This window comes from Acidobacteriota bacterium, from assembly GCA_038040445.1.
Lineage (GTDB): Bacteria > Acidobacteriota > Blastocatellia > UBA7656 > UBA7656 > Onstottus_A > Onstottus_A frigus.
Window position 1 is genome coordinate 51,534 of sequence record JBBPIG010000005.1, and the last position, 22,056, is coordinate 73,589.

General features: G+C 58.2%; 20 protein-coding genes. 7 read left to right on the forward strand and 13 right to left on the reverse strand.

Annotated features, from left to right (window positions below; translation table 11 throughout):
- Window positions 1-4: 4 nt before the first annotated feature.
- Together AABO57_07005 and AABO57_07010 are read right to left on the reverse strand one after the other, a co-directional pair.
- Window positions 5-862 carry an SDR family NAD(P)-dependent oxidoreductase gene (locus AABO57_07005; protein ID MEK6285471.1) on the reverse strand — a complete coding sequence of 286 codons (858 nt, stop codon included), beginning with the start codon at window positions 860-862 and terminating at the stop codon, window positions 5-7.
- Entirely contained in the window at window positions 859-1,590 is a 732-nt protein-coding gene (locus AABO57_07010; protein ID MEK6285472.1) for an esterase, read from the reverse strand. Before AABO57_07010 ends, AABO57_07005 begins: the two co-directional genes overlap by 4 nt.
- Window positions 1,591-1,846: 256 nt before the next feature.
- Here AABO57_07010 and AABO57_07015 point away from each other — a divergent pair, with 256 nt between their 5' ends.
- Window positions 1,847-3,085 (forward strand): amidohydrolase family protein, encoded by a 1,239-nt coding sequence (locus AABO57_07015; protein ID MEK6285473.1) that lies wholly within the window; start codon window positions 1,847-1,849, stop codon window positions 3,083-3,085.
- 7 nt (window positions 3,086-3,092) lie between these two features.
- Here AABO57_07015 and AABO57_07020 read toward each other — a convergent pair whose 3' ends face one another.
- The 7 genes from AABO57_07020 to AABO57_07050 all read right to left on the reverse strand — a co-directional run bounded on the left by AABO57_07020 (window position 3,093) and on the right by AABO57_07050 (window position 8,542).
- A complete protein-coding gene (locus tag AABO57_07020; GenBank protein MEK6285474.1) occupies window positions 3,093-4,256 on the reverse strand; it encodes a DUF6569 family protein in 1,164 nt (387 codons plus the stop codon).
- Between the two features lie 133 nt (window positions 4,257-4,389).
- Window positions 4,390-5,817, reverse strand: coding sequence for a 3-oxoacyl-[acyl-carrier-protein] synthase III C-terminal domain-containing protein (locus tag AABO57_07025; protein ID MEK6285475.1), 1,428 nt, complete (start codon window positions 5,815-5,817; stop codon window positions 4,390-4,392).
- A 113-nt stretch (window positions 5,818-5,930) separates the two neighbouring features.
- On the reverse strand, window positions 5,931-6,155 hold the full coding sequence (locus AABO57_07030; protein ID MEK6285476.1) for a hypothetical protein: 225 nt from the start codon (window positions 6,153-6,155) through the stop codon (window positions 5,931-5,933).
- A gap of 246 nt (window positions 6,156-6,401) precedes the next feature.
- On the reverse strand, window positions 6,402-6,785 hold the full coding sequence (locus AABO57_07035; GenBank protein ID MEK6285477.1) for a HEPN domain-containing protein: 384 nt from the start codon (window positions 6,783-6,785) through the stop codon (window positions 6,402-6,404).
- Complete coding sequence (locus tag AABO57_07040) at window positions 6,782-7,102, reverse strand: nucleotidyltransferase domain-containing protein (GenBank protein ID MEK6285478.1); 321 nt, start codon at window positions 7,100-7,102, stop codon at window positions 6,782-6,784. Before AABO57_07040 ends, AABO57_07035 begins: the two co-directional genes overlap by 4 nt.
- A 77-nt stretch (window positions 7,103-7,179) precedes the next feature.
- The gene (locus tag AABO57_07045; GenBank protein ID MEK6285479.1) at window positions 7,180-7,992 is read right to left on the reverse strand and encodes a hypothetical protein; all 813 of its coding nucleotides are present in this window, start codon (window positions 7,990-7,992) and stop codon (window positions 7,180-7,182) included.
- Between the two features lie 85 nt (window positions 7,993-8,077).
- On the reverse strand, window positions 8,078-8,542 hold the full coding sequence (locus AABO57_07050; protein ID MEK6285480.1) for a MaoC family dehydratase: 465 nt from the start codon (window positions 8,540-8,542) through the stop codon (window positions 8,078-8,080).
- A 163-nt stretch (window positions 8,543-8,705) separates the two neighbouring features.
- Between AABO57_07050 and AABO57_07055 the strand changes: the two genes are divergently transcribed.
- From AABO57_07055 to AABO57_07080, 6 genes are all read left to right on the forward strand, one after another.
- The gene (locus AABO57_07055; protein MEK6285481.1) at window positions 8,706-9,431 is read left to right on the forward strand and encodes a methyltransferase domain-containing protein; all 726 of its coding nucleotides are present in this window, start codon (window positions 8,706-8,708) and stop codon (window positions 9,429-9,431) included.
- A gap of 216 nt (window positions 9,432-9,647) precedes the next feature.
- Window positions 9,648-10,889: an efflux RND transporter periplasmic adaptor subunit gene (locus tag AABO57_07060; GenBank protein ID MEK6285482.1), complete on the forward strand. Its 1,242-nt coding sequence runs from the start codon at window positions 9,648-9,650 to the stop codon at window positions 10,887-10,889.
- Between the two features lie 143 nt (window positions 10,890-11,032).
- A complete protein-coding gene (locus tag AABO57_07065; GenBank protein MEK6285483.1) occupies window positions 11,033-14,338 on the forward strand; it encodes an efflux RND transporter permease subunit in 3,306 nt (1,101 codons plus the stop codon).
- Between the two features lie 9 nt (window positions 14,339-14,347).
- Complete coding sequence (locus tag AABO57_07070; GenBank protein MEK6285484.1) at window positions 14,348-14,785, forward strand: clan AA aspartic protease; 438 nt, start codon at window positions 14,348-14,350, stop codon at window positions 14,783-14,785.
- Between the two features lie 66 nt (window positions 14,786-14,851).
- Window positions 14,852-15,172: a type II toxin-antitoxin system Phd/YefM family antitoxin gene (locus AABO57_07075; GenBank protein MEK6285485.1), complete on the forward strand. Its 321-nt coding sequence runs from the start codon at window positions 14,852-14,854 to the stop codon at window positions 15,170-15,172.
- A gap of 87 nt (window positions 15,173-15,259) precedes the next feature.
- Complete coding sequence (locus AABO57_07080) at window positions 15,260-15,457, forward strand: hypothetical protein (protein ID MEK6285486.1); 198 nt, start codon at window positions 15,260-15,262, stop codon at window positions 15,455-15,457.
- A gap of 8 nt (window positions 15,458-15,465) precedes the next feature.
- Here AABO57_07080 and AABO57_07085 read toward each other — a convergent pair whose 3' ends face one another.
- The 4 genes from AABO57_07085 to AABO57_07100 all read right to left on the reverse strand — a co-directional run.
- Window positions 15,466-18,651 (reverse strand): efflux RND transporter permease subunit, encoded by a 3,186-nt coding sequence (locus AABO57_07085; protein ID MEK6285487.1) that lies wholly within the window; start codon window positions 18,649-18,651, stop codon window positions 15,466-15,468.
- A gap of 146 nt (window positions 18,652-18,797) precedes the next feature.
- Entirely contained in the window at window positions 18,798-20,039 is a 1,242-nt protein-coding gene (locus AABO57_07090) for an efflux RND transporter periplasmic adaptor subunit (GenBank protein ID MEK6285488.1), read from the reverse strand.
- A gap of 124 nt (window positions 20,040-20,163) precedes the next feature.
- Window positions 20,164-20,871 (reverse strand): lipoyl(octanoyl) transferase LipB, encoded by a 708-nt coding sequence (gene lipB / locus AABO57_07095; GenBank protein MEK6285489.1) that lies wholly within the window; start codon window positions 20,869-20,871, stop codon window positions 20,164-20,166.
- A gap of 66 nt (window positions 20,872-20,937) precedes the next feature.
- A partial coding sequence (locus tag AABO57_07100) for a dihydrolipoamide acetyltransferase family protein (GenBank protein MEK6285490.1) occupies window positions 20,938-22,056 on the reverse strand: 1,119 nt, incomplete at its 5' end.

Sequence of the window (22,056 nt, forward strand, 5' to 3'; positions counted from 1 at the left end):
CTGCCTAGCGGTTCATGACGTAATCGAAAAATCGCGCGGGCAGCAAGCGCTTTACTGCGAGTGCAAAGCGTGCATGGCCGGGAGCAGCGTAGCGCGCGCGTGGGCTCCGGGCAGTCAGCGCTTTGAAGATCACTTCCGCGATGTCTTCGGGCCGGCCTGCCATCTTACGCAACCGCTGAATCGCCCCGCCCAGCCGCTCGAAAGGCTCCGCATACGGTCCCGGGTGTTCCAAGGTCTCTCGCGACACCTCGTTCGCGACCTCGAGAAACTCGGTGATGATGAAACCAGGTTCGATGACGATGACCTTTATCCCGAACGGCGCGAGCTCACCGCGCAAGCCGTCGGACACGGCTTCCAGAGCATGTTTGGTGGCATCGTACACCGATGACAGCGGCCGCGCGATTCGTCCCGCGACTGAGCTAACGTTCACGATCCGCCCGCTTCCCTGCTCGCGCATTATCGGTATTACCAGTTGAGTGAGCGCGATCAGCGAAAAGAGATTTGTCTCGAAGTTCCGGCGTATGGCTTCGATTGGAACGATCTCGATGGGCCCGCGCTGCCCGTAGCCCGCGTTGTTCACCAGCGCGTCGATGCGTCCGAACGCCGACATAGTTTCATGCACTATGCGCTGGCGGTCTTCGGCGGAGGTGACGTCGGCGGCGATTGCGAGCGAGCGAACGCCGCTCCCGATTTCCGACTTGAGTTGATCGAGCCTCTCTTTGCGGCGCGCTACGAGCGCGATATTGGCTCCCCCGCTCGCGAGCATCCTGACGGTAGCCTCGCCGATGCCCGCCGAGGCGCCGGTCACGATCACTACTTGTCCATCGAGTTTCCCCATCGCCTCCTCGAATGACGGGCTCAAAACCTTTCCGCGACGTAGTACTTCATCATCAGCCGCCACGTCGGCCAGTCGTGCGGCATATCGTATCCCCACAGCGACAATTCATGGGGAATCCCCTTCCTTGTAAGGATCGCCGATAGTCTTCGCGATGCATCGGGGTTCTCGTAGTTTCCCTGACCGCTGACGATATGGATGTGCTCCTTGTGCCGAAGCGCTTCCAATTCCCAGCCCTCGACGTTCGGCAGATAATCAACCGGGTTGTTGAAGTAAACGTTCTCGTCGTAGTAGTCGCCCCGGTAGTAACCGCGGATGTCGTACGCGCCGCTCATCGCGATGCAGCCCGCAAACAGATCGGGCCGGCGGAAGACTTGATTCGCGCAGTGAAATGCGCCCAGGCTTGCGCCGGCTGTGATGACTCCGAAGCGCCCCTGACAGCTGTTCCAGATGTAGGGCACGACTTCGCCGACGATGTAGTTGTTGTATTGGACCTGGCGCAGCGCTTTGTACTTCGGATGCAGCTCGTTGTTGAGCCAGCTTTCGCGATTAATGCTGTTTATCGAAAAGACCTTCACCTTGCCGGCTTCGATCGAGTCCTGGATCGCGTCGATCATATAAAAGCGCTCGTACTCGAGGTAGTCTGCCGCCGCTGTCGGAAACATCAACAGTGGAAACCCATAATGCCCGTAGGTCACGATCTCCATGTGCTTGTTCAAGCTTGGGCTGTGCCAGCCGTCAATGAATCGTTGCATAGAAGCTATTCCTTTTGTGAGCTGAATGAGAATCGCGCGTGCTATATGACAAGCGTGTAAGCTAGCGGCATCCGACGGGGATTTCAAGTCAGAGGCCGATCGACCGTAGGTGGTATTAGCGCACGACACTTTTGTGGTCGCCCCATTCTTAATCACACCCAGCACATGAGATTAGCCAACTCGCATTCTTGAGATGCCGGCCGGTCGAGTGATAGGATCGCGCCTCCACAACATCACCGTTCATCGGAGGCTGAACATGAAAAGGCTGATTCCGCTCCTCATCTGCTTATCGCTCCTTTGCGCGATCCCAGGCGAGTCAGGGCCATCACACGCTCAAGCTACAAACGTTCTTGTCATCACCCACGCGAACTTGATCGATGGATTCTCCGCCGCGCCGATCAGAGATGCGACAGTGCTCATTCGAGATGGCCGCGTCGAAAGCGTCGTGACCGGCAAGGCCGAACTTCCCCCGGGCGCGACGGTGATGGATCTGAACGGCAAATGGCTGCTGCCCGGTTTCGTGGACACGCACGCGCATCTTGCGGACACCAGCGCGGCTCGGCGAGCGCTCGCTTCGGGAGCAACTACCGTGCGCTGTCTGGGCGTGAATCACTTCGTGGACATCGGCATCCGCGAGCTCAATCATGCCGGAGTCAGCGAACTCCCTGACGTCGTCGCAGCCGGCTACCACGTTCGCCCGCGGCCCGCCGAAGAGTTCTTTCTCGACACCCCAAAGATGAGAGATTTGATGACCGGAGTGGCCGGAACCCAGAACGTCCGCAGGTTGGTGCGCGCGATGATCGATCGGGGCGTTGACGCAATAAAGATCATGGCCACCGAGCGCGCAGGCTTGCCCGACACCGATCCGCGCAAGCGCGTATTCACCGACGAAGAGCTGGCTGCCGCGGTCGACGAAGCTCGCAAGTCGGGCGTGTACGTAGCCGCCCACGCGCACGGCGATGAAGGAGGCGCGGCAGCCGTACGCGCAGGCGTGCGCTCGATCGAGCACGGAACGTACTTGAGCGACAAGACGCTGTTGCTTATGAAAGAGCGTGGCGCATATCTCGTGCCGACTATAGCAACGGTGCTGGACTTGATCGATCCGGGAGGCGACTACGACAACCCGATTCTTTCAGTCCGAGGCCGCGCGATGCTGCCGCGATTGCGTGAGACTGCGGCTCACGCATGGAAGATGGGTGTGAAGATCGTCGCCGGCACCGACACCGGCTACGGACCCGCCAGCAGCCGCCGCATTCCGCACGAGATCCTCGAGCTGGTCAACATCGGTATGCCGCCGATGGATGCAATTAAAGCGGCGACCTCCGTTGCCGCCGCTTGCATCGGAGTTGATAAACGCACCGGCTCGATCAAGCCAGGGATGGAAGCCGACTTCATCGCGATCGAGCGAGACCCGCTTGCGGACATAACGGCTATTCAAGACGTGATCGTCGTGATCAACAACGGCAAGGTCGCCGTGAATCGCCTCGGCTGGTGAAGCGTTCTCACTTCTTGCTCACTCGATTGAAGTGGACGAGTGTCGGACTCTTCCTGGTGTATTCAAGCTCGAAGCTTGCATCGGCGCTCGACTGGTTCTCCGCGAGGCGATACACCCCTTCGCGACCATCCGAGGCGCTGTTTCCTTGCGCGCGAGCCAGGAAAGCTTCGGCCTCGGTCCTGCTCACTTGCTGCGCGCGATTCTCGCCTCTGCTGACCGCTTCGAGCGCATAAGACTTAAGCATCTTCGGCCAGTAAGCTTGAAACAAGGAGTGGTTGGCGAACACATCCGCGGAGACGATCTTGCCGCCGACAGCCGCCACGACTCCGACAATGTTGCCAGCCGAGAGTTTGTCTTTGAACGCGCGTTCGTAATCATCAAGCTTCTTGTTCACGCGCCTGTCTTGATACACGCTGTTCAGGTTTCCAGTCGAGGTGCTCGTGGCGGTCACGGTCACGGTCTCGGCAACTGCAGACCACACTTCCCCCTGGCTTTTCTGTGCTTGCGCCTTCTCGCGAATTTTGGGAAGCGCCATCGGCGCCACGGACATCCCGGCACCGGCACCCGAGCCAGAACCTGAGCCTGAACCTCGGCCGCGTCCACTCGCGGCTCCGGCGCCCCGGCTCTCACCGAACGCGAGACCTCCCGACCACCGGCCGTGTTCGACACAGAACACGTCGAGCGGAACAGGCGTGTTCGTAGCCTCGATAATACAGTCGTGACCGACGATGCGGTCCTGCTTTCCTCCAAGTATCATTTCGCCCGCGATCAGCACCAGTGCCTTGCCGGAGTTGTTAGTCAGTGCAAGGCGGTTCACTTCGGCGCTGTCGCCGCTTTGACGGCGGTTGATCCGGTGCGAGCGTCCGTCGGCGCCGAGCTCGGTGATGATGACTTTGCCTGAGCGCAACCCTTCGTCAAGAGTGATGAGATCGGCGCTCGCGGAAGATCCATCACCGAACACCGGGAAGACCGTCAGGTTGTTGTAGGTGGTAGGCGATCCCAACCGCCATTCGGGGCGCGCGGGTAAACCGAGGCTCGAAGGCACCGGTCGCACTCTCGAACCTTTCGCAGCGCCGTCGGACTTTGCTTCAACTATTCTGCCGGCCGGCGAACAGGCCACTGACAACGCACACAACACAACGCTAGTGAGGACTCTGATCAGGGCTTTCATAGGGATCTCCTCGTTTTTTGCTTGAATCGAGTGTTGGGCTGGAGAATCGATCTGGCTTTAGAACGCGGAAGGAAGTTTGATCTTGCACCGATACGTGATGCGTGATCCGTGATCCGTGATCCGGTTTCACGGATCACGCATCACGCAACGGTCTGCACTTCCAGTAATAGTTTGTGAAACCCTCAGCTTCGTACATTCGCCGAAACGTCATCTCGACGGTCTGATCGATTCTCACGTCGGCGGGATTCCGATCGGTCATCATCAGGTAACCTCGACCGCCGCCTTCAAAGTCCACCACGGTCATAACGCTTGGCGGATCGGGGTCGGCATTAAGAAAGTCGACGGTGAAGGTGAATAGCGTCGCCGGCTTATCGGCAAGCCTCACGCTTTCGAAGTTGTCTTTCGCCTGGCAGCCTATGCAGAGCCTCTGATGCGGATATTGGACCTTGCCGCAGTTCAAGCATCGATAGCCGTGCAGACGATAGATGTCATCGCGTCTTCGCCAGATTTGGGGAGCCGACGCGGAGGGAGACTGGCGGCGCGCGGCTTCCGTATTGATCAACTCTCGAAACTTCGCGTAGCGCTCGTAGCTGTCCAGATTCGCCTTCGATGCCAGATGCCCGTTCACCCCTCTGCGCCCCGCTTTGGTTTTCGCGTTGTCGATTTCATCGGTCACTTCAAACATCAACGCGTCGCAGCCCGAGCCGTAGCCGACAACCAGTAGCTTCTCGCCGGCGTGAGCGTTTTCGAGCACCGACGACAGCACGAGCAGCGGCATCGCCGTTCCCGTGTTGCCGACCGTCGAGAATAGATGATCGGGAATCTGTTCGGCTTTGAGCCCCAGGCTTTTCGCCGTGCCTGCGAGAGTTCCAGGATCGGGCGCGTAGAATATTGCCTTCGATATCTCTGACGGACCGATCGCGTTTCGCTCGAACAACTCAGAGACCGTTTGCCGCACGACTCGCTGGTACCCCTGGGTGATCGAGAAACGCTCTTCCCATCCAGAAACGAATCGATCGTCATCCGCGCGCCAGACATCGGTCATCTCGTCGACAGTCGAGTGGCCGGCGATCAACTCCGCAATCACCTTGTCTCTTCCGACGGCGATCGCTGAAGCTGCGTCGCCGAACATTCGTTCGTTAGCCGACTTCGGCGGCGCGAGCCGGGTGTCTGCAGCCGTGATGATAACGTTGGACACCGACCCCGCCTTGACCGAGTCGAGAGCCGCCAAAGTGGCTGTGGTAGCCGATCTCAAAGAGCTGGTGTAGTCAGCGGTTCGCACATCGTTCCTTAGATCGGCGGCAGTGGCGATCAACGCCGAAGCCTGCTTCTCGGCGTAAGGTGACGTGGTGGTAGCGAACATCAGACTGTCTATTTCGCGGCCGTCTCCTTTGCCGAGCAAATCGCGGACGGCTTCGACTGCCATTGTGATCGAGTCTTCATCGACGTTGGCGACCGCGCGCTCGCCGTCGCCAGCACGCCCGCACCAGGCGCGAGCGATCTCTTTGTGAGCGAGCCGATAGAAAGGTATGTATGCTCCGAATGATGTTATGCCAGCCATGATTTGCTCCGCGCGAGGTATATCAGAGGTCTAAGAACCAGTCAAGAAACGAGCGAGCCTAGTTTCTCCTGATAGGCCCGCCGAAGCTTGCTAAACGGCTCCGTCCAGTTCAATCATCGGAAGAGTGTCTGGAAATTCTCGCGAGAGATGACCACTTGCGAGGAAAAATGAGGAGTATCGGAAGGGAAGTAGGCTTCGCGACCGTTGATCTCGAGCTTATGCGCGAGGCGATTGCCGTAGCTCAGCATGATCTTGTCCTGTGCTGGCGGGAGGTCTTGCGACTGGCCCTGCTTCAATACCAGAATCGTCGGCTTTGAGTCATCGACTTGATACTTCACCCAAGCGTCCGCGGTAGCGGCCTCGACCTTCAGGGTAAGGGGCGACCCGGAAGGTACGGCCTGCGAAACGCTTTCAGCAGGAACTTGGCGCTGTCGGTTTGCGACCGCAGGAGCCTGGGGTTGTCGGTTTGCGTCTTCGCTTGCGATCGGCGCGGTCGTTGGAACGAGGTGCGTTTGGTTACGTCTTAGCGCCACCGTATAGCAGAGCGGTTTGGCCCAAGTCAAGGATTGCGGTTCTAAAGGAGTCTAGGGAAGAGAACCAAGAGAGGCTTTCGCCAAATCCAGAAACTTCTGTGCGTGATCGATCTCCTCCAGAGCCTCTCGTTCAGATAGACCGGGGCCGATATCGTAGTCTCCGGTCAGCCGCTTGCGCTCGCCGTCGATCAAATAACGGTGGAATTCTTTCGGCACCCGGCCGGTCTTCGCGAAGTGCTGGCCAAAGGCGGCGATTACGCCCGAATGTTTGGAGAATGTGAGACCCTCTCCCAGCAGAAAGGCCTCAGCAACGTAGAACATAGTGTAGTAGGCTCGCGACACCGCAAAGTCGAATAGCTTCTCACTTGCCAGGACCTGTGCGCCGCGCAAGCTATCCTGCGCTTTGCGCACCAACGCCTCCTGCTCGGGAGTCATATGGCCACTCCCTCACGCCGAACGTTCAGCAACAGCGGGCTCCGCTCGACGGCGTAGCGATGCGAAGAAATGAAAACACACGACACGACCACGTTGTTGGCGAGCGACAACTCCGCCACAAAATGGCTCGTTCGGTCTATCTCAGTTCCGGGCTGTACCGGTCCCTTCAAAACCACCAGTACATCGATATCTGAATCAGGCTCGGCATCGCCTCGCGCCTGAGAGCCAAAAAGAATTATGCGTTCCAGACGCTCGCCGTAAAGGGACTGAAGTTCCCGACGAAGCTCGACCAGGATGTCGTTGACTTTCTGGATCATAACGCTAGCTCGATTCGTTCGTGACAGAGTCATTCTAGCAGTTTGAACCGCGTGCTAGTTAATGAATAATCGTCGAGTTAGTGTGTGCCTCGCGGGCGATAGATGGCCGTGTGACGAACTTGCTGAACAACCCGATTGTCCTTCGCAGCGAGCAGCACGTCAAGCACCACGAACTCGTGACCCTTGCGCTCGAAGCACTCGCGAACTCGGCCTCTCACCGAGACTTTTTCACCGTCGCAAACGACGCTGCGGTTGACCACATCGCTAGCGGCGTGAATCCACGGGCCGAGTTTGAAATTGCTCATCAAGATTTGATTCGACAATCGAAGCAGAGCAAACGGGTGAGCAACGGCGTCTGAACCAAAGTAAATCGGCAAGCGTTCGTCGAGATTTTCGAGCACGGTTGAATCAGGAAGGCGCACTGTTTCGGTCAACGTTCCCAATACCGTCCCAGGCACAAGCGACTCGCGCGAAGCGGAGGGCGCGTCGGGGCGCGGCAATGGTGCTTCCGGAAAATCTTCCAGCAGCGGCTCACCAAGCCACGACGATCGATCGTTGACTGTTGCAAGCGCAGTTGCACATGCAATGCCGTCTTCGCGCTCGGCGGTGATTGCTATGTTGATTGGATCCGCACTGGCGTCTGCTTCGGCTCGGACGATCACTTCTTCGCCGTGGTAGAAGGGCTGGTGAAACTTGACCTGCATCGAGCCGTGTTCGAGCCAATCGAGACCGAACCGCTCGACTATCGGGACCGTCATGTAAGCGTAGACCGTTATGCCGGGAACGAGTCCTCCGCGAAAGCCGTAGCTCGCGGCAACTGCGTCGTCGTGAATCTTGTTTTCTGAGTCGACAGAGGTGTTGCGCGCACGCACTCGGTAAGTGATTACCATACGTATAGTCTTCAGAACACAAAGGCGCCAAGACACGAAGTAGTTTCCTTCTCACCCATAGTGTCTTTGTGCTTCGTGTCTTATTTCACCGATAGTAACGGACGAGCCACTCGGCTACGAGCGCGGGCTTCTGACCGCCTTCGGTCTCAACGGTCACCGACCAGGTTATCTGACTGCCGCCCTGGACGTCCTCGACTAATTGCAGCGTGAACCGTGCCCGCACGCGCGAACCGGCGGGCACGGGCGAAACGAAGCGCAGCCGATTGAGTCCGTAGTTGATGCCCATCTTGAAATCGCCCTCAACCCTAAAGGTCTGGGCGCCAAGATGAGGCAGCAGCGAGAGAGTCAAAAAGCCGTGAGCTATCGTCGAATGAAACGGCGAGTCGGTCTTCGCGCGCTCGACGTCTATGTGAATCCACTGATGGTCTTCGGTGGCGTCGGCGAAGTCGTTTATCCGCGACTGGGTTACCTCGAACCAGTCGCTCGCTCCGACCTCCCGGCCGATCAAGGTCCTGAGTTCTTCTATACCTTCAATGATCCGTGGTAGCATAAGTCCTCCGGCAATGACTGGATGATGGAGCAGCTAAGGTACCGAACTCACCGCCTGCTTGCAACAGGAACGAGAGAAACAGATCGAGGGCTGGCACATTTCAACCAGTGAGGCGCGATAGCCGGAGAGCACTCCCAGGCCACGGCTCATCAGGAAGTGACCTATGCGCAATCCAGTCCGGCTCATCTCCACGCCGCTCATCGCGGCGCTTCTTTTCTTAGCTGCAATTCTCTGTTCAGATCCGCTGTCGGCCGCGCACTCCATCCAATCGCAAAAGCCCGCCGAGACGCGGCGAACCACGCGGCCGACGAGCAAGCCTTACACTGGCGACCTCTCGATCTTCGAAGACGCGAAACGCGCAGAGAATCTGCAGATCAATCGCGTAATTGACCTTCTGAAAATCCAACCAGGCTCGAACGTCGCGGACATCGGCGCGGGCTCGGGTTGGTTCACCGTCAGAGCGGCGCGGAGGGTTGGAACAACCGGCACGGTCTACGCTGTTGAGATCAATCCCGACTATCTCAGCTACATCGCAGAGCGCGCAGCCGACGAGAAGCTCTCAAACATTCGCACAGTCCTCGGCAAGGAGGATGATCCTCTGCTGCCCCGAGACACAATTGATGCGGTGCTGATACTCAAGACCTATCACGAGATCGCTCAGCCCATTCGGCTGTTAGCTCGTCTTCGCGACGCAATGCGCTCGGGAGCGCTGATGGGAGTCATCGATCGCGACGGCAACGGCAAGGACCACGGTATCCGCGCCGGCGTTGTGATCAAAGAAGCTGCTGAAGCGGGCTTCTCGCTCGTCGAGCAGTATGACTTCGTCAAACCTGACGGTATGGACTATTTTCTGGTGTTCCGAGTTGGCACCGCGGTTCCGTCTCATTGAATTCGATGATTTAGCCCTACGCTCGCTTTCGGCCGTCCGATGTAACTGTCTGAACCGACCGAGCGTACTAAAGAATTGCCGGACTTCATTTGCCGAGGTGAACGAGCGCACTCCATCGGGCCAAAGGTTTCAGGAAAACAGCCAATCTGAAACTGTCCTCCCGTGCGCCCCATACCAAAAAACGGTATCATTAAACGAACGATGTTATTTAGTCTCATGAACAGCACCGATAAAGCTTCGTCAGGATCATTGAAGGGCAATGTCTTTTTGTGGGCCGGCCTGTTTTCAGCGATTATCCTTTCCTCCGCCGCGTGCAAGAGCGGATATCCGGTGGCCGCCAGGAATACACCCGGCAGCGAAGCGAAAGAACCCAGACCGGTGAAGGTCGCGCTTGTCTCGGAAATCCAGATGGAACAAGCGGTCACCGTAACCGGCACGCTTGCGGCTTACGATCAAGCGACGGTCAGCGCGAAAGTTCCAGGGCGCGTCAAGTCGATTGCCGTCGACCTGGGAAGCGTGGTCCGGCAGGGCCAGATCATCGCTCAGATAGAGCAGCAGGATTATCAACTGCGGCTTCAACAGGCGGAGGCCGCGCTCGCTCAGGCACGCGCTCGAGTCGGCTTGCCTTCGGAAGGAAAAGACGACCGCATCGATCCTGAAAAAACGGGGACCGTCAGGCAGGCTCAAGCGCTGCTCGACGACGCGAAGCTAAAGCTAGAGCGCGCCGAGAATCTGTTTCAGCGCGGCGTACTTGCGAAGGCGCAACTGGACGGCGCAGAGGCTGAACACAAAGTTGCACTCAGCCGTTATCAGGATGCCGTCGAGGAGATTCGCAACCGTCAGGCGTTGGTGGTTCAGCGGCGTTCCGAGCTGGAAATCGCAAGACAACAACTGGCTGACTCTTCGATCCATGCGCCCTTCGATGGCGTCGTGCAGGAGAAACGCGCAAGCATAGGCGAGTACCTCGCCGCGGGAGCGCCTATCGTCAACGTCGTCAGAATGGACCCTCTGCGGCTGCGCGCGGAAGTGCCCGAGCGCGAGTCTCGCAACGTGCACGTAGGACTGGCCGTGCGAGTCACGCTCGAGGGCGATGCGAACGTTTACGCCGGCAAGATCGCGCGCATAAGCCCGACCATCACCGCACAGAATCGCGTGTTGATAGTCGAAGCCGAAGTGCACAATAATGGCCAGCTTCGGCCCGGCTCCTACGCGCGCGCGGAGATCGTCTCCGACGACAGCAATGCGGTGATCGCGGTGCCGCTGAATGCGATCATCAGCTTTGCAGGCATCGACAAAGTTATCCTGGTGCAAGATGGCAAAGCGGTAGAGAAGCCCATTACTCTTGGCCGCCGCACTGCGGATTTGGCGGAAGTTCTGTCTGGATTGAAGGCGGGTGACGCGGTCGTGATCAACCCTGGCAATCTTCAATCGGGTCAGCCGGTGGTGGTAACGGAATAGTTTCGGTTCAGGGTTCGGCGTTCCGGGTTCAGAGTTCAAGCGTTTGCTTGCCGACGACGACGAGGAGCAACCTAAAGGTTGAACTCTGAACTCGAACCCTGAACTCGGAACCCTGAACCCGGAACCCTGAACCGTATTTACTTATGCAGAAACTAGCAGAAATCTGTATCAAGCGACCGGTCTTCGCGGCAATGATAATCCTCGCTCTGGTGGTAGTCGGCGCCGCCAGTTACTTTCGCCTCGGAGTGGACCGATTCCCATCGTTCGATCTGCCCACGGTGAGCGTGCGCACCTCGCTGCCGGGCGGCTCGCCTGAAGAGGTTGAGAGCGAGGTCTCTCAGAAGATCGAGGAAGTCGTCAATACGGTCGAGGGCATTCAGGAGCTGCGCTCGAATTCGCAGCAGGGACAGTCGTACGTGATAGCCACGTTCAACCTCGAGCGAGATATCGACGTTGCCGCTCAAGATGTTCGCGACCGCGTGGCCACCGTCATCCGCAGCCTTCCCCGCGACGTCGACCCGCCCATCGTCGGCAAGTTCAACAGTGATTTCTCGCCTGTTATGACAGTCGCGCTGTCGGCGGACCGGTCGGTGCGTGAACTGACCGAGTTGGCGGACAAGGTAGTAAAACCCCAGCTCGAGCGCTCAGCCGGAGTTGGTGAGATAAACATTCAGGGGGGACTCGGCCGGGCCATTAACGTCTGGGTCGATGCCGACCGGCTGGCCGCTTATCAGATCCCGATCACCAACATCCGCAACGCGATTGTTCGTCAAAACGCCGACGTGCCCGGCGGCAACGTCACCCAGGGCGCGCGCGAGCAGACGCTGCGCACGATGGGCCGCGTCGCAGACCCGAAGATCTTCAACGATCTGGTCGTGGCTACAATCAACGGAGCGCCGGTCCGTATTCGAGACATCGGTTTTGCCGAAGACGGAACACGGGAGCAGCGCTCGGCCGCGCGGCTAAACGGCGTGCCTACCGTGACGCTCGAGGTAAGGCGGCAGACCGGCGCAAACTCGGTCGAGGTTATCGAAGCGGCGAAAGCGAATCTCGCGCGCATTGCGGGCCAGCTTCCCTCCGATGTGAAGATGGAAGTGATTCGCGATCAGTCGAGGTACATTTACGCCGCGCTGCATGAGATCACGCTTCACCTTGTGCTGGGCAGCATACTGGCGTCTCTAGTGGTGTTTGCTTTCATGCGAAGCTTCCGATCGACTCTGATTGCCGCTATTGCGATACCGGCTTCGGTGATCTCGACCTTCGGCATGATGCGCGCGCTGAACTTCACGCTGAACAGCGTAACGATGCTGGCGCTGGTGCTGATGGTCGGCGTGGTCATTGATGATGCGATAGTGGTGCTCGAAAACATTTTCCGCTTCGTCGAGGAAAAAAAGATGCGGCCATTCGAGGCCGCGCGGGCCGCCACCGCGGAGATAGGACTCGCGGTCATGGCGACGACCTTCAGTCTTGTCGTCATCTTTGTGCCGGTGTCGTTCATGTCGAGCATCTCGGGAAGGTTCCTCTATCAGTTCGGGATCACCGCTTCGGTTGCGATACTGGTGAGCTTGCTGGTGTCGTTCACGCTGACGCCGATGATGAGCGCTCGGCTGCTCAAAGCAGGGGACGCGGCCTCGCACGGGCACGAGACGGCTAATTCGAGGCGCGGTTTCTACGGCATTATCGATCGCGCTTACACCTGGATGCTGGGGCACGCAGTTCGTAATCGCGCGATCGTGGCCGTGGTCGCTTTCCTTGTGATTCTTTCGTCGGTGCCGCTCTACAAGGTCGTAAAGCAAGACTACATTCCGACCGACGTGGACGAAGCCGAGTTTGACGTTGGCGTGACGGCTCGCGACGGCACAAGTCTGGCTGCGATGAATGAAGTGATGCACTCGGTCGAAACCGACCTCAAATCGACGCCGGGCGTGATTTTAGTGCTTGCGAATGCCGGGGGCGGCGGCGGGTTTGGCGGTGGCTCGGTCAATCAGGGCGGCGCTTATGTGCGAATAGCTCCGATCGGGGAGCGCACATTCTCAATCGCGCGGTTGTTTGAGGGAATCATACACGGCAAGCCTCTCGACGTATTCAAAAACAACTACTCTCAACGCGATGTGATGCAGGAGATTCGCAGCCGCCTTCGCAAGTACAAAGACCTGCGCACGTCGGTTCGCAACGCGCAGTCGGTCAACATCGGCGGCGGACGATTTGAAATAGAATTCGTGCTGCGCGGGCCGGACCTCGAGACACTCTCCAAATATGCCGAGGAGCTTCGACAGAAAGCGCCTCAGCTTGGAATCCTGGATGCGGATACGTCATTGAAGCTCGACAAGCCGGAGCTTCGAGTTGAAATAGATCGGGAGCGGGCAGCCGACCTCGGCGTCGCTACTGAAGAGATCGCCAGCGCGCTGCGTCTTATGGTCGGAGGTGACCAGCGGGTCTCGCGCTTCCACGACGAATCGGTCAACGACGATTATGACGTGCAGCTCCGCTTGAGCGAGGGACAACGAAATGATCCGGCCACGATCGCGCGGCTGTACGTGCCCCGTCAGAACGGGACGCTCGCTCGCCTCGATAACCTGATCAACATCAGCCAGGCCAAGACCGCATCGCGAATCGAACGGCTCGACCGGCTGCGACAGGTAAGTCTGCAGGGTTCGGTCGCGCCCGGATACGCGCTGGCCGACCGACTGGACGCGCTTCGGAAAGAAGTCACCAACATGAATCTCCCCGCCGGGTATACGATGGCGGTGTCGGGACGCGCTAAGGAACTTGAACGCACCTTCAATGAGTTCATTTGGGCATTCCTGTTGTCGGTAATCTTCATGTACATGATCCTGGCCTCGCAGTTTGAGAGCGTCGTTCACCCGATCACGATATTGCTCTCGCTCCCGCTCTCTATACCGTTCGCGCTGGTGTCGCTCTGGGCAACCGGCAACACGCTGAACCTCTATTCTGCGCTTGGCATCCTGGTGTTGTTCGGGGTCGTAAAGAAAAACGCGATTCTTCAAATTGACCACATGAACGGGCTGAGAAGGAGCGGAATGGATCGTCCCGCGGCGATTATGCAAGCGAACCGCGACCGCCTTCGCCCAATCTTAATGACAACGCTGGCGCTGGTAGCAGGCATGATGCCACTGGCCCTCGGGACCGGTCCGGGCTCGGATGAGCGTCGCGCAATCGCAGTGGTTGTGATAGGCGGACAGACGCTTTCGTTATTGTTAACGCTGATCGTCACGCCGGTGGCTTACTCGCTGCTCGATGATATCGGAACAACTGAAGCGTGGCGTTCGCTCGCAAGCCGCGTATACGCGATCACCCATCCGTTCAGGAAAAGAGTCAACTCGGCAGTCGCGCAGCGGGGAGTTTCATCGGAGATCGACAGCATCGGTGCGGAGATTCAAGCTGCGGCGAAGAAGGATGATGAGATGAAAGTGGGAGTCGGGGACTAGGAATCAGCGATGGAAACGAAGAAGGTGCCAATGATGGGAGAAGTTAGAGTCCACGTAGAACTCAGCAATGCAGTAGACGAAGGCCTTGTAAGAAGAGGCTTACTGAGGCCCGATCAAGTACGAAAGTATTCGGCCGATGCTCTGGTGGATACAGGTGCCATCGCATCTGTCCTACCGATTCACGTCGTACAGCAGTTGGGTCTGGCCACGGTAGGAAAAGCCAGAGCCGAGTATGCTAATGGCTTTGAAGAAACTGTAGACTTGACCGAACCGGTAGGTATTGCGATCAACGGCCGCCGTGCTACAGAGGAGACGCTGGTGTTAGGGTCCGAGGTCCTTATTGGTCAAACCATCCTGGAACGAATGGATCTCTTGGTTGATTGTGTTAACAAACGGGTGGTCCCAAACCCGGCACATCCCGATCAGCCAGTGTTGAAAGTTAAATGATATCCGGGCACAACCGATAAGGCCCTGGAGCCTATCAAGATCGAACAACTCCAAGGAGGTATGACCTTGAGCAGCAGAGTCACCCCAGCGATACGAACGATCGCGATGACGAAGGCCAGAAATAATCTTGGCAATTTGGTAAAGCGTGTCCATCACAACAAAGAGTACTTCATCCTCGAGAAGGACGGTGTCCCAGTCGTCGCCATTATGGACATTGACGAGTTTGAGGACTATCTAGAACTCAACGACCCAAAGGCTCGCCGCGAAATCGAAAAGAGTAACGAAGCCATCCGTGCTGGCCGCACCCGCCCGGCAAGTGAGCTACTTGCTGAGATGCGCGCTCCGAAGAAAGCTAAAGCTCGTAAGCTCCAGAATCAGAAAGTATGACGACCAGGTTTGCTGTTCGCACTACCTCGGCGTTCGACCGCGGCTTTCGCAAACTCAGCGGTCGCCACTCCGAGCTGGCTGATTTATATGCCGAAGTCCAGAATATCCTGGCAACCGATCCATATAACCGAAGCGGCGCCCATTCTAAAGAAGCTCGTGGATGTCCGTCCCGGTTACGGGCAGTACCGCATTCGTGCCGGCCGGTTTCGTTTTCGGTACGACTTCGAAGGTCAGATCGTCTACCTCAAACTCTGTTCGCTACGCAGTGAAGGCACCTACCGCTGACGGAGGTCTCAACGAATCAAGAAGCTCAAGAACCTCGCGGCGCTAAGCTTCAAACGCGCGAGCCGTGCTCGTGCCGCTGCGAAAACGCTCCGCTCTTCAAGCTCTGCGAAGATCGAGTACGCTACCGGCGTCACCACCAAAGTCAGCAGCAAACACAAACTCTGGCCGCCAATGATCGTCACCGCAATCGCCGAACGCTGGGCCGAGCCCGCGCCGATGCCGATCGCCGTAGGAATCAACCCTGCGATGATCGAGAACGTAGTCATCAAGATCGGTCTCAACCGAACGTGATTCGCCTGAAGGATCGCTTCGCGCAGCGGCACACCTCGCTCTCGAAGCTTGTTGGTGTAGTCCACCTGGAGGATCCCGTTCTTCTTTACGATCCCCAGCAGCAGAAGCACTCCCAGTGCACTCCACAGATTCAGCGTTCTACCGGTCACCCACAGAGAGAACAGCGCGAACGGGATCGACAGCGGCAACGCCAGCATAATCGTGAACGGATGCAGGAAGCTTTCGAACTGCGCCGCCAGCACCATATACATAAAGATCGAAGCCAGCAGAAACGCGATGATCAGGTTCGCGGTAGTCTCCTCCAGAATCTTGACCGCGCCCAGGAAGCGATAGGTGTAACCCGCCGGCAACCCGACCTTCTTGATCTCGTCGCCCACCGTGCGCGCCGCCTGGTCGAGCGGAAAATCCGGCGCGTTGTTGGCGTTCACCGAGACCTGAAACTGCCGGTTGAATCGCTCGATGCGCGAAGGCCCCAGTCCGTGCTCGATCGTCGCGAGACTGTCGAGGCGCACCTGACCGACTTTGCTCGACGGAATCATCAGCCGCGCCAGCACCTCGCGGTCCTTCTGCTGCTCGGGCAACAACTGCAGCGTGACGTCATACTGCTCGTCGCCTTCCTTGTAGGTCGAGATCTGATCTTCGCCCGAGATCATCAGTCTCACCGCGCCAGCGACATCCGATGCGCGCACACCCAGATCGCTCGCCCGCTGACGATCGATTTTGACCTGTAGCTCGGGGCTGTTGAGGCTCACACTCGCTTCGACGTCCAGCAGTCCCGGGATGCTGCGCATTCGTTCCGCAACCTGTTTCGAGAGTTCCGCGGCCTTCTGAAAATCAGGGCCGAGAATCGGCGCGCGCACCGGAAAGTAAAGCTCGCCACCTCCGAGCGCCGAGGGAATGATGATCTTGCTGCGCAGGTTCTTGTACTCGGCGTTGATCTTGCGAATCTTGGCTGCCACCTCGAGATTCGAGATGCTGCGCTTCGAGAGGTCAACCAGGCGAACGTAGATGTGGTTGTGGCTCGAGATGCCTTCGTGAATGAAGGGGTTCACGAACTCGACCTCCGGAATCTGCTTGATGCGTTCCGCGATCTCGATCGCTTGCTTTGACGTGCCTTCGATCGACGTGCCTTCGGGCCAGTTCATCGATACCGAGAACTCGCTTTGATCGTCGGGGGGAATCCAATCACGGCCTACCATCGCGTTCAGAGGAAACGTCAGAGCGAACGTCGCAAGCGCAATGGCGACGACCACAATCCGATGATTGAGCGACCATTCGAGTATCCGTCCGTAGGTGCGGTCGGTCCAGCCAAAGAAGCGAGAGTCTTTCGATGTATGCTCCTCCTGATTCGTGATCCGTGATGCGTGATCCGTGACTTGTGATTCGGCAGGCGCCGTTGAGCCGCCCTCATTTTCTCGCTTGTGCGCGAGGCGCTTGAGCAGTCGCGAGCTGAGCATCGGCGTCAGCGTGAAACTCACCAGCATCGAAACCATTACGGCGAAGGCCATCGTCCAGCCGAATTGATTCACGTAGCGCCGCGCGTAGCCGGTCATAAACGCGATGGGCACGAAGATGATCACCAGCGAAATCGTGGTCGCAACGACGGCAAGCGTAATCTCCTTCGTCGCTTCGATAGCCGCTTGCCTTGGTTCGTAGTGCTTCTCCTCGATGTAGCGCACGATGTTCTCGAGCACTACTATCGCGTCGTCAATCACGATGCCGACCGCGAGCGTCAGCGCCAGCAGAGTCATGTTGTTCAAGGTGAAATCCATCGCCTTGAGCAGCGTGAACGTCGCGATTATCGAAGTAGGGATAGCAACCGCCGCTATCAGCACCGACCGCAGATTGCGGATGAACAGCAGAACGACCAGACTGGCCAGCAGGCTGCCGAACAGCAGGTGTTCTTCGAGCGACGCAACGGACGCGTTGATGAACACTGACTGGTCGCGGATGATCCGTAGGGTGATCCCGGGCGGAATGCTCTTCTTGATTTGCTCGATCTTCTTCTTGACCGCATTAATGATCTTTACCGTGTTAGTGCCCGATTGCCTTCGCACGTCAAGCGAGACGGCTTGCTTGCCGTCGATCATGTTCCAGGTGCGCGGCTCGGCGAAGCTGTCTTCGACGCGGCCCACGTCGGTAACACGAATCGGCGTGCCGTCAACGTTGGCGACGATTATGTCGCCGAACTGGCTGATGGCGTCGATGCGCCCCAGCGTCCGGATGCCCAACTCGGATTCGCCTCGAATGATTCGGCCGCCGGGGATCTCGACGTTCTCGCTTTGAATCGCGCGTTGGAGCTGGCTGATCGTGATGTTGTGCGCGTTGAGCCTCTCGGCGTCCGCGAAGACGCGTATTTGCCGATCGCGCCCGCCCGTCATGCTAACCTCGCCGACGCCGTCGACCGTTTCCAGCACGCGCTTGATTTCCTTGTCAGCGACCTCCGTCGTCTCGCGAAGATTCTTGTCGCCGGCAACCACCAACGAGATGACCGGGTCCGAGTCGGGATCAGCCTTTTGAATAATCGGCGGCAGGATATTGGGCGGAAGACGTCGAATCGCGCCGGCGACTTTCTCGCGGACGTCCTGGGCCGCGCTTTCGATCTCACGTTCGAGCAGAAACTTGCAAGTAATACGCGCGTTGCCTTCGGTGGCTTGTGAGTTCAGTTCATCGAGACCGCTGATGGTACTGACAGCTTCTTCGAGTGGGAGGACGACCTGCGTAGTGACTTCTTCGGATGTCGCTCCGGGGAGGCGAACGTTTATGGTGACGGTCGCCGGGTCCGCTTTCGGAAAGAGGTCAACGCCGAGGTCGCGGAACGAGAAGACGCCGAGCACGACCAAAAACGTGATAAGCATGACCGCGAATACCGGCCGCTTTACGCAGAGTTCAGCAAGTGTCATCAGGTAGCTCCAACAGAAACTGAAACTCAACCACAAGGCACAAAGTCACGAAGAGAAACCCGACGTAGAGGAACACCCCTTTGAATCTCTGTTCTGTCCCTTTTCTTTGTGCCTTTGTGCCTTTGTGGTTAGTCCTGTGTGTGTGTTTAGTCCTGGTTCGCTACTTCGACGATCGCGCCTTCTTTCAACTCCTGACCTTTTGTCGCCAGCGCGATGCGCTCGCCTGGCGCCAGCCCTTCGACGATCTCTACTTCGTCGCCTGTTCGCTCTCCGATCTTCACTTCTCTTTCCTTCAGCGTGTTCCCGTCTATCACAAAAACCTTGTAGACGCCGTACACGTACAGCAGCGCGTCTTGAGGAACGAACAGCGCTTCCACCACGAAACTGGAGGGTATCGTCGCTTTGACGAAGAATCCGGGCTTGAGCAGATTTTCGCGGTTGTCGATCAACGCTTCGACTTCGAATGCGCGAGTCTGCTGATCGACCGACGGGTTGATGCGCGAAATCTTTCCCTTGAATGTGCGATCCGGGTAAGCCTCGACCGATACGGTGACCTCTTGACCGGTCTTCACCCACGCGGCCATCTTCTCGGGCACTCTGAGCCGCACTCGCATCGGGTCGACGTTGACGATCACCATCACCGGGGTTTGAACTTTCAAGTATTGGCCCTGAGTGACCGAGCGCTCCTTGACCTGCCCAGCGAACGGCGCACGAATGATCGAATCGCTGACTTTCTTTTGCGCGAGCGACGTAGCGGCCTTAGACTGCGCCAACTGCGCGCGCAGGTTTTCGACAATCTGCACCGACAGGTCATAAGCTGCCCGTGCGGCATTGTGCCGGGACTCCGCTTCGTCAAAGCTTTGCTTCGGCAACAGCCCTTGTTCGTACAAGGTCTTCGCGCGCAAATATTTTTGCTCGGCGTCGGCGAGGTCTGCCGCGGCTTTCTTGACTTCGGCCGCTCCGCGCGCGTCCTTGAAGTCTTCGCCTTTGTCGGAGAGCCCCAACCTCGCTCTCGCTTGTTGCAGACTCGCGCGCTGCTGATCGAGGGTCAACTGCAACTCAGTCGGGACGACCTTAACGATCGTCTGGCCAGCGGAAACATGATCACCTACATCCACCAGGACCTTTTCCACGCGGCCCTCGACCTCCGAGCTGACGGTTACCTCGTCGAGGGGAAATAAGGACCCGACCGACTCTACATTGCGGCGAATCTGTTTTTGCTCGACCGGCAAAACGCGAACGGAGATCGGCCGGGGCGACGCGGTGTCCACTGCTTTGCCTGAAGTCTTTGAGCACGAAGCGGAGCTCAGGATGACGCAAGAAAGAACTGCGACGGTTAGCGCGTTGAGTAGTATTGGCCCTGTCGCGCGACCCCTATGATCGATCATGAGTGTCCTTCCGAAAGCCTTCGATGCCCGCCATATGCTAGTGATGATGCGCAGATAATACCCTAAGATACCCGCTTGTGCGAAGCAGGCGGGTGCTTCCAAATACGCTACTTGCCGTCGAGAGTTACGCCGAAGCCGAGGGTGTGAACGATGCTGAATTCGGGTCCGCGACCTGGCGGCCGAAGACCTGCGCGAACTGCGAAGCGGCAACATGCGCCGCTTCGCGCAATTCAATCTGCCGCCCAAGTAGGCGCGCAAGTGAAGTGACACCCTTATCCGTGATCCCGCACGGCACGATCATCTTGAAGTAGCTGAGATCAGTGTTCACGTTTAACGCAAACCCGTGGCTGGTGATCCAACGAGCGATCCTCACGCCTATGGCAGCGATCTTCTCGTTGCCAACCCAGACTCCGGTCAAGCCGCCGATCCGAGTTCCGGTTACACCAAACTCGGCGATTGTTCTGATCAGCACTTCCTCGATGTCGCGAACGTAGCGGTGAACATCGCAGCGGTCCGGTTTGAGGTTGATGATAGGATAGCCGACAAGCTGGCCCGGCCCGTGATAGGTCACATCGCCGCCACGGCCCGTTTCGTGAACTTCAACTGAGCTGGATTGAAGCTGCTGTTGATCTGCGAGGATGTTGGAGCTATCGGCCCCGCGCCCAAGCGTGAACACGTGAGGGTGCTCGAGGAGGAGCAACTGTTCCGGGCCTTCACCTGAGCGAAGACGGTCTACGGCGCGCTCTTGCAAGCGGAGGCCGTCGTCGTATTGAACGAGGCCTAGCCATCGAGCTTCGCACACTCGCCGCGGCTGAGAAGCTTGTGAAGTCATCGTGATGCGTGATGCGTGATGCGTGACTAGACCTAACCAAACTTCCTGTCACGCATCACGCATCACTCAACTTGTGTACTCCGCTGCTTCAATCACGTCGCGCACGGTCCCCAGGAACTGGTCCGCGATGGCTCCGTCTATGATTCGATGATCGAAGCTGAGCGCGAGCACGCCAATCTGCCGAATCGCAATCGCGTCGTCAATCACCACCGGCCGCTTCTTGATCACTCCCACTCCAAGAATAGCAACCTGAGGTTGGTTGATGATCGGGGTGCCGGCCCATCCGCCGAATGAGCCTGGATTAGTGATCGTAAAAGTCCCGCCTTGTACCTCGTCGGGTTTGAGCTGCTTGGTTCGCGCGCGCTCGCCGAGATCATTCACCGCACGCGCCAGCCCGAGCAGTGATTTCTCATCCGCGCCGCGAACCACCGGAACGATCAATCCCCAATCCAGCGCGACCGCCACGCCGATGTTGATGTCTTGCTTGTAGATGATCTGATCGCCCCACACGGACGAGTTGATGATGGGCCACTTCGTGATGCCCTCGATTACGGCCTTGATGATGAACGGCATGAACGTCAGCTTGACGTGGTCGCGCGCGAGGAACTCGACTTTCAACTCATCGCGGAGCTTCGCCGTCTTGGTGAAGTCAATTTCCATGAACGAAGTCACGTGAGCGGAGATGCGGCGGCTCTCGACCATTCGCTCGGCGATTCGGCGGCGCATGATCGACATCGGCTCGATCCGAACGCGGTCGCCTTCCGAGAACGGCGGAGGACCCGCTTCAGCTTCAGCCGGCGCGCGCGGCGGCGCAGCAGGAGCCGCGGGCGTTGGAGCTTCAGTGGCAGCAGCAGCCGCAGGTTCAGGTTTCGCGGCGGCATCGCGATTCTCAATGAAGCTTAGAATGTCTTGCTTGGTCACTCGGCCGCTGATGCCGGTGCCTTCGATCTCCGAGATGTCGATGCCGTGCTCCTCAGCAATCTTGCGAACCAGCGGAGACGAACGCGTCCGGCGCAAGTCCTCGGTTGAAGCAGCGTCACTGTCGGCGCGCTCAGCAGGAGGTGTGGCAGCAGCTTGCGGGGCCGGCTCGGCTGCGGCCGGTGGCGCGGCAGCGGGCTTTGCCGGCTCTGTCGGAGGCGGCTCAGCCTGTGTTTTCTTGGGCTCTTCCTTCGCCGGCGGTGGCTC

What these genes read in the sequence shown, in the direction of transcription:
- AABO57_07085 (MEK6285487.1), bottom strand. Translation starts at nt 18,651, where the DNA reads ATGACACTTGCTGAACTCTGCGTAAAGCGGCCGGTATTCGCGGTCATG.
- AABO57_07045 (MEK6285479.1), bottom strand. Translation starts at nt 7,992, where the DNA reads ATGGTAATCACTTACCGAGTGCGTGCGCGCAACACCTCTGTCGACTCA.
- AABO57_07070 (MEK6285484.1), top strand. Translation starts at nt 14,348, where the DNA reads ATGGAAACGAAGAAGGTGCCAATGATGGGAGAAGTTAGAGTCCACGTA.
- AABO57_07035 (MEK6285477.1), bottom strand. Translation starts at nt 6,785, where the DNA reads ATGACTCCCGAGCAGGAGGCGTTGGTGCGCAAAGCGCAGGATAGCTTG.
- AABO57_07065 (MEK6285483.1), top strand. Translation starts at nt 11,033, where the DNA reads ATGCAGAAACTAGCAGAAATCTGTATCAAGCGACCGGTCTTCGCGGCA.
- AABO57_07090 (MEK6285488.1), bottom strand. Translation starts at nt 20,039, where the DNA reads ATGATCGATCATAGGGGTCGCGCGACAGGGCCAATACTACTCAACGCG.
- AABO57_07040 (MEK6285478.1), bottom strand. Translation starts at nt 7,102, where the DNA reads ATGATCCAGAAAGTCAACGACATCCTGGTCGAGCTTCGTCGGGAACTT.
- lipB (MEK6285489.1), bottom strand. Translation starts at nt 20,871, where the DNA reads ATGACTTCACAAGCTTCTCAGCCGCGGCGAGTGTGCGAAGCTCGATGG.
- AABO57_07025 (MEK6285475.1), bottom strand. Translation starts at nt 5,817, where the DNA reads ATGGCTGGCATAACATCATTCGGAGCATACATACCTTTCTATCGGCTC.
- AABO57_07050 (MEK6285480.1), bottom strand. Translation starts at nt 8,542, where the DNA reads ATGCTACCACGGATCATTGAAGGTATAGAAGAACTCAGGACCTTGATC.
- AABO57_07015 (MEK6285473.1), top strand. Translation starts at nt 1,847, where the DNA reads ATGAAAAGGCTGATTCCGCTCCTCATCTGCTTATCGCTCCTTTGCGCG.
- AABO57_07055 (MEK6285481.1), top strand. Translation starts at nt 8,706, where the DNA reads ATGCGCAATCCAGTCCGGCTCATCTCCACGCCGCTCATCGCGGCGCTT.
- AABO57_07020 (MEK6285474.1), bottom strand. Translation starts at nt 4,256, where the DNA reads ATGAAAGCCCTGATCAGAGTCCTCACTAGCGTTGTGTTGTGTGCGTTG.
- AABO57_07060 (MEK6285482.1), top strand. Translation starts at nt 9,648, where the DNA reads ATGAACAGCACCGATAAAGCTTCGTCAGGATCATTGAAGGGCAATGTC.
- AABO57_07080 (MEK6285486.1), top strand. Translation starts at nt 15,260, where the DNA reads ATGCCGAAGTCCAGAATATCCTGGCAACCGATCCATATAACCGAAGCG.
- AABO57_07010 (MEK6285472.1), bottom strand. Translation starts at nt 1,590, where the DNA reads ATGCAACGATTCATTGACGGCTGGCACAGCCCAAGCTTGAACAAGCAC.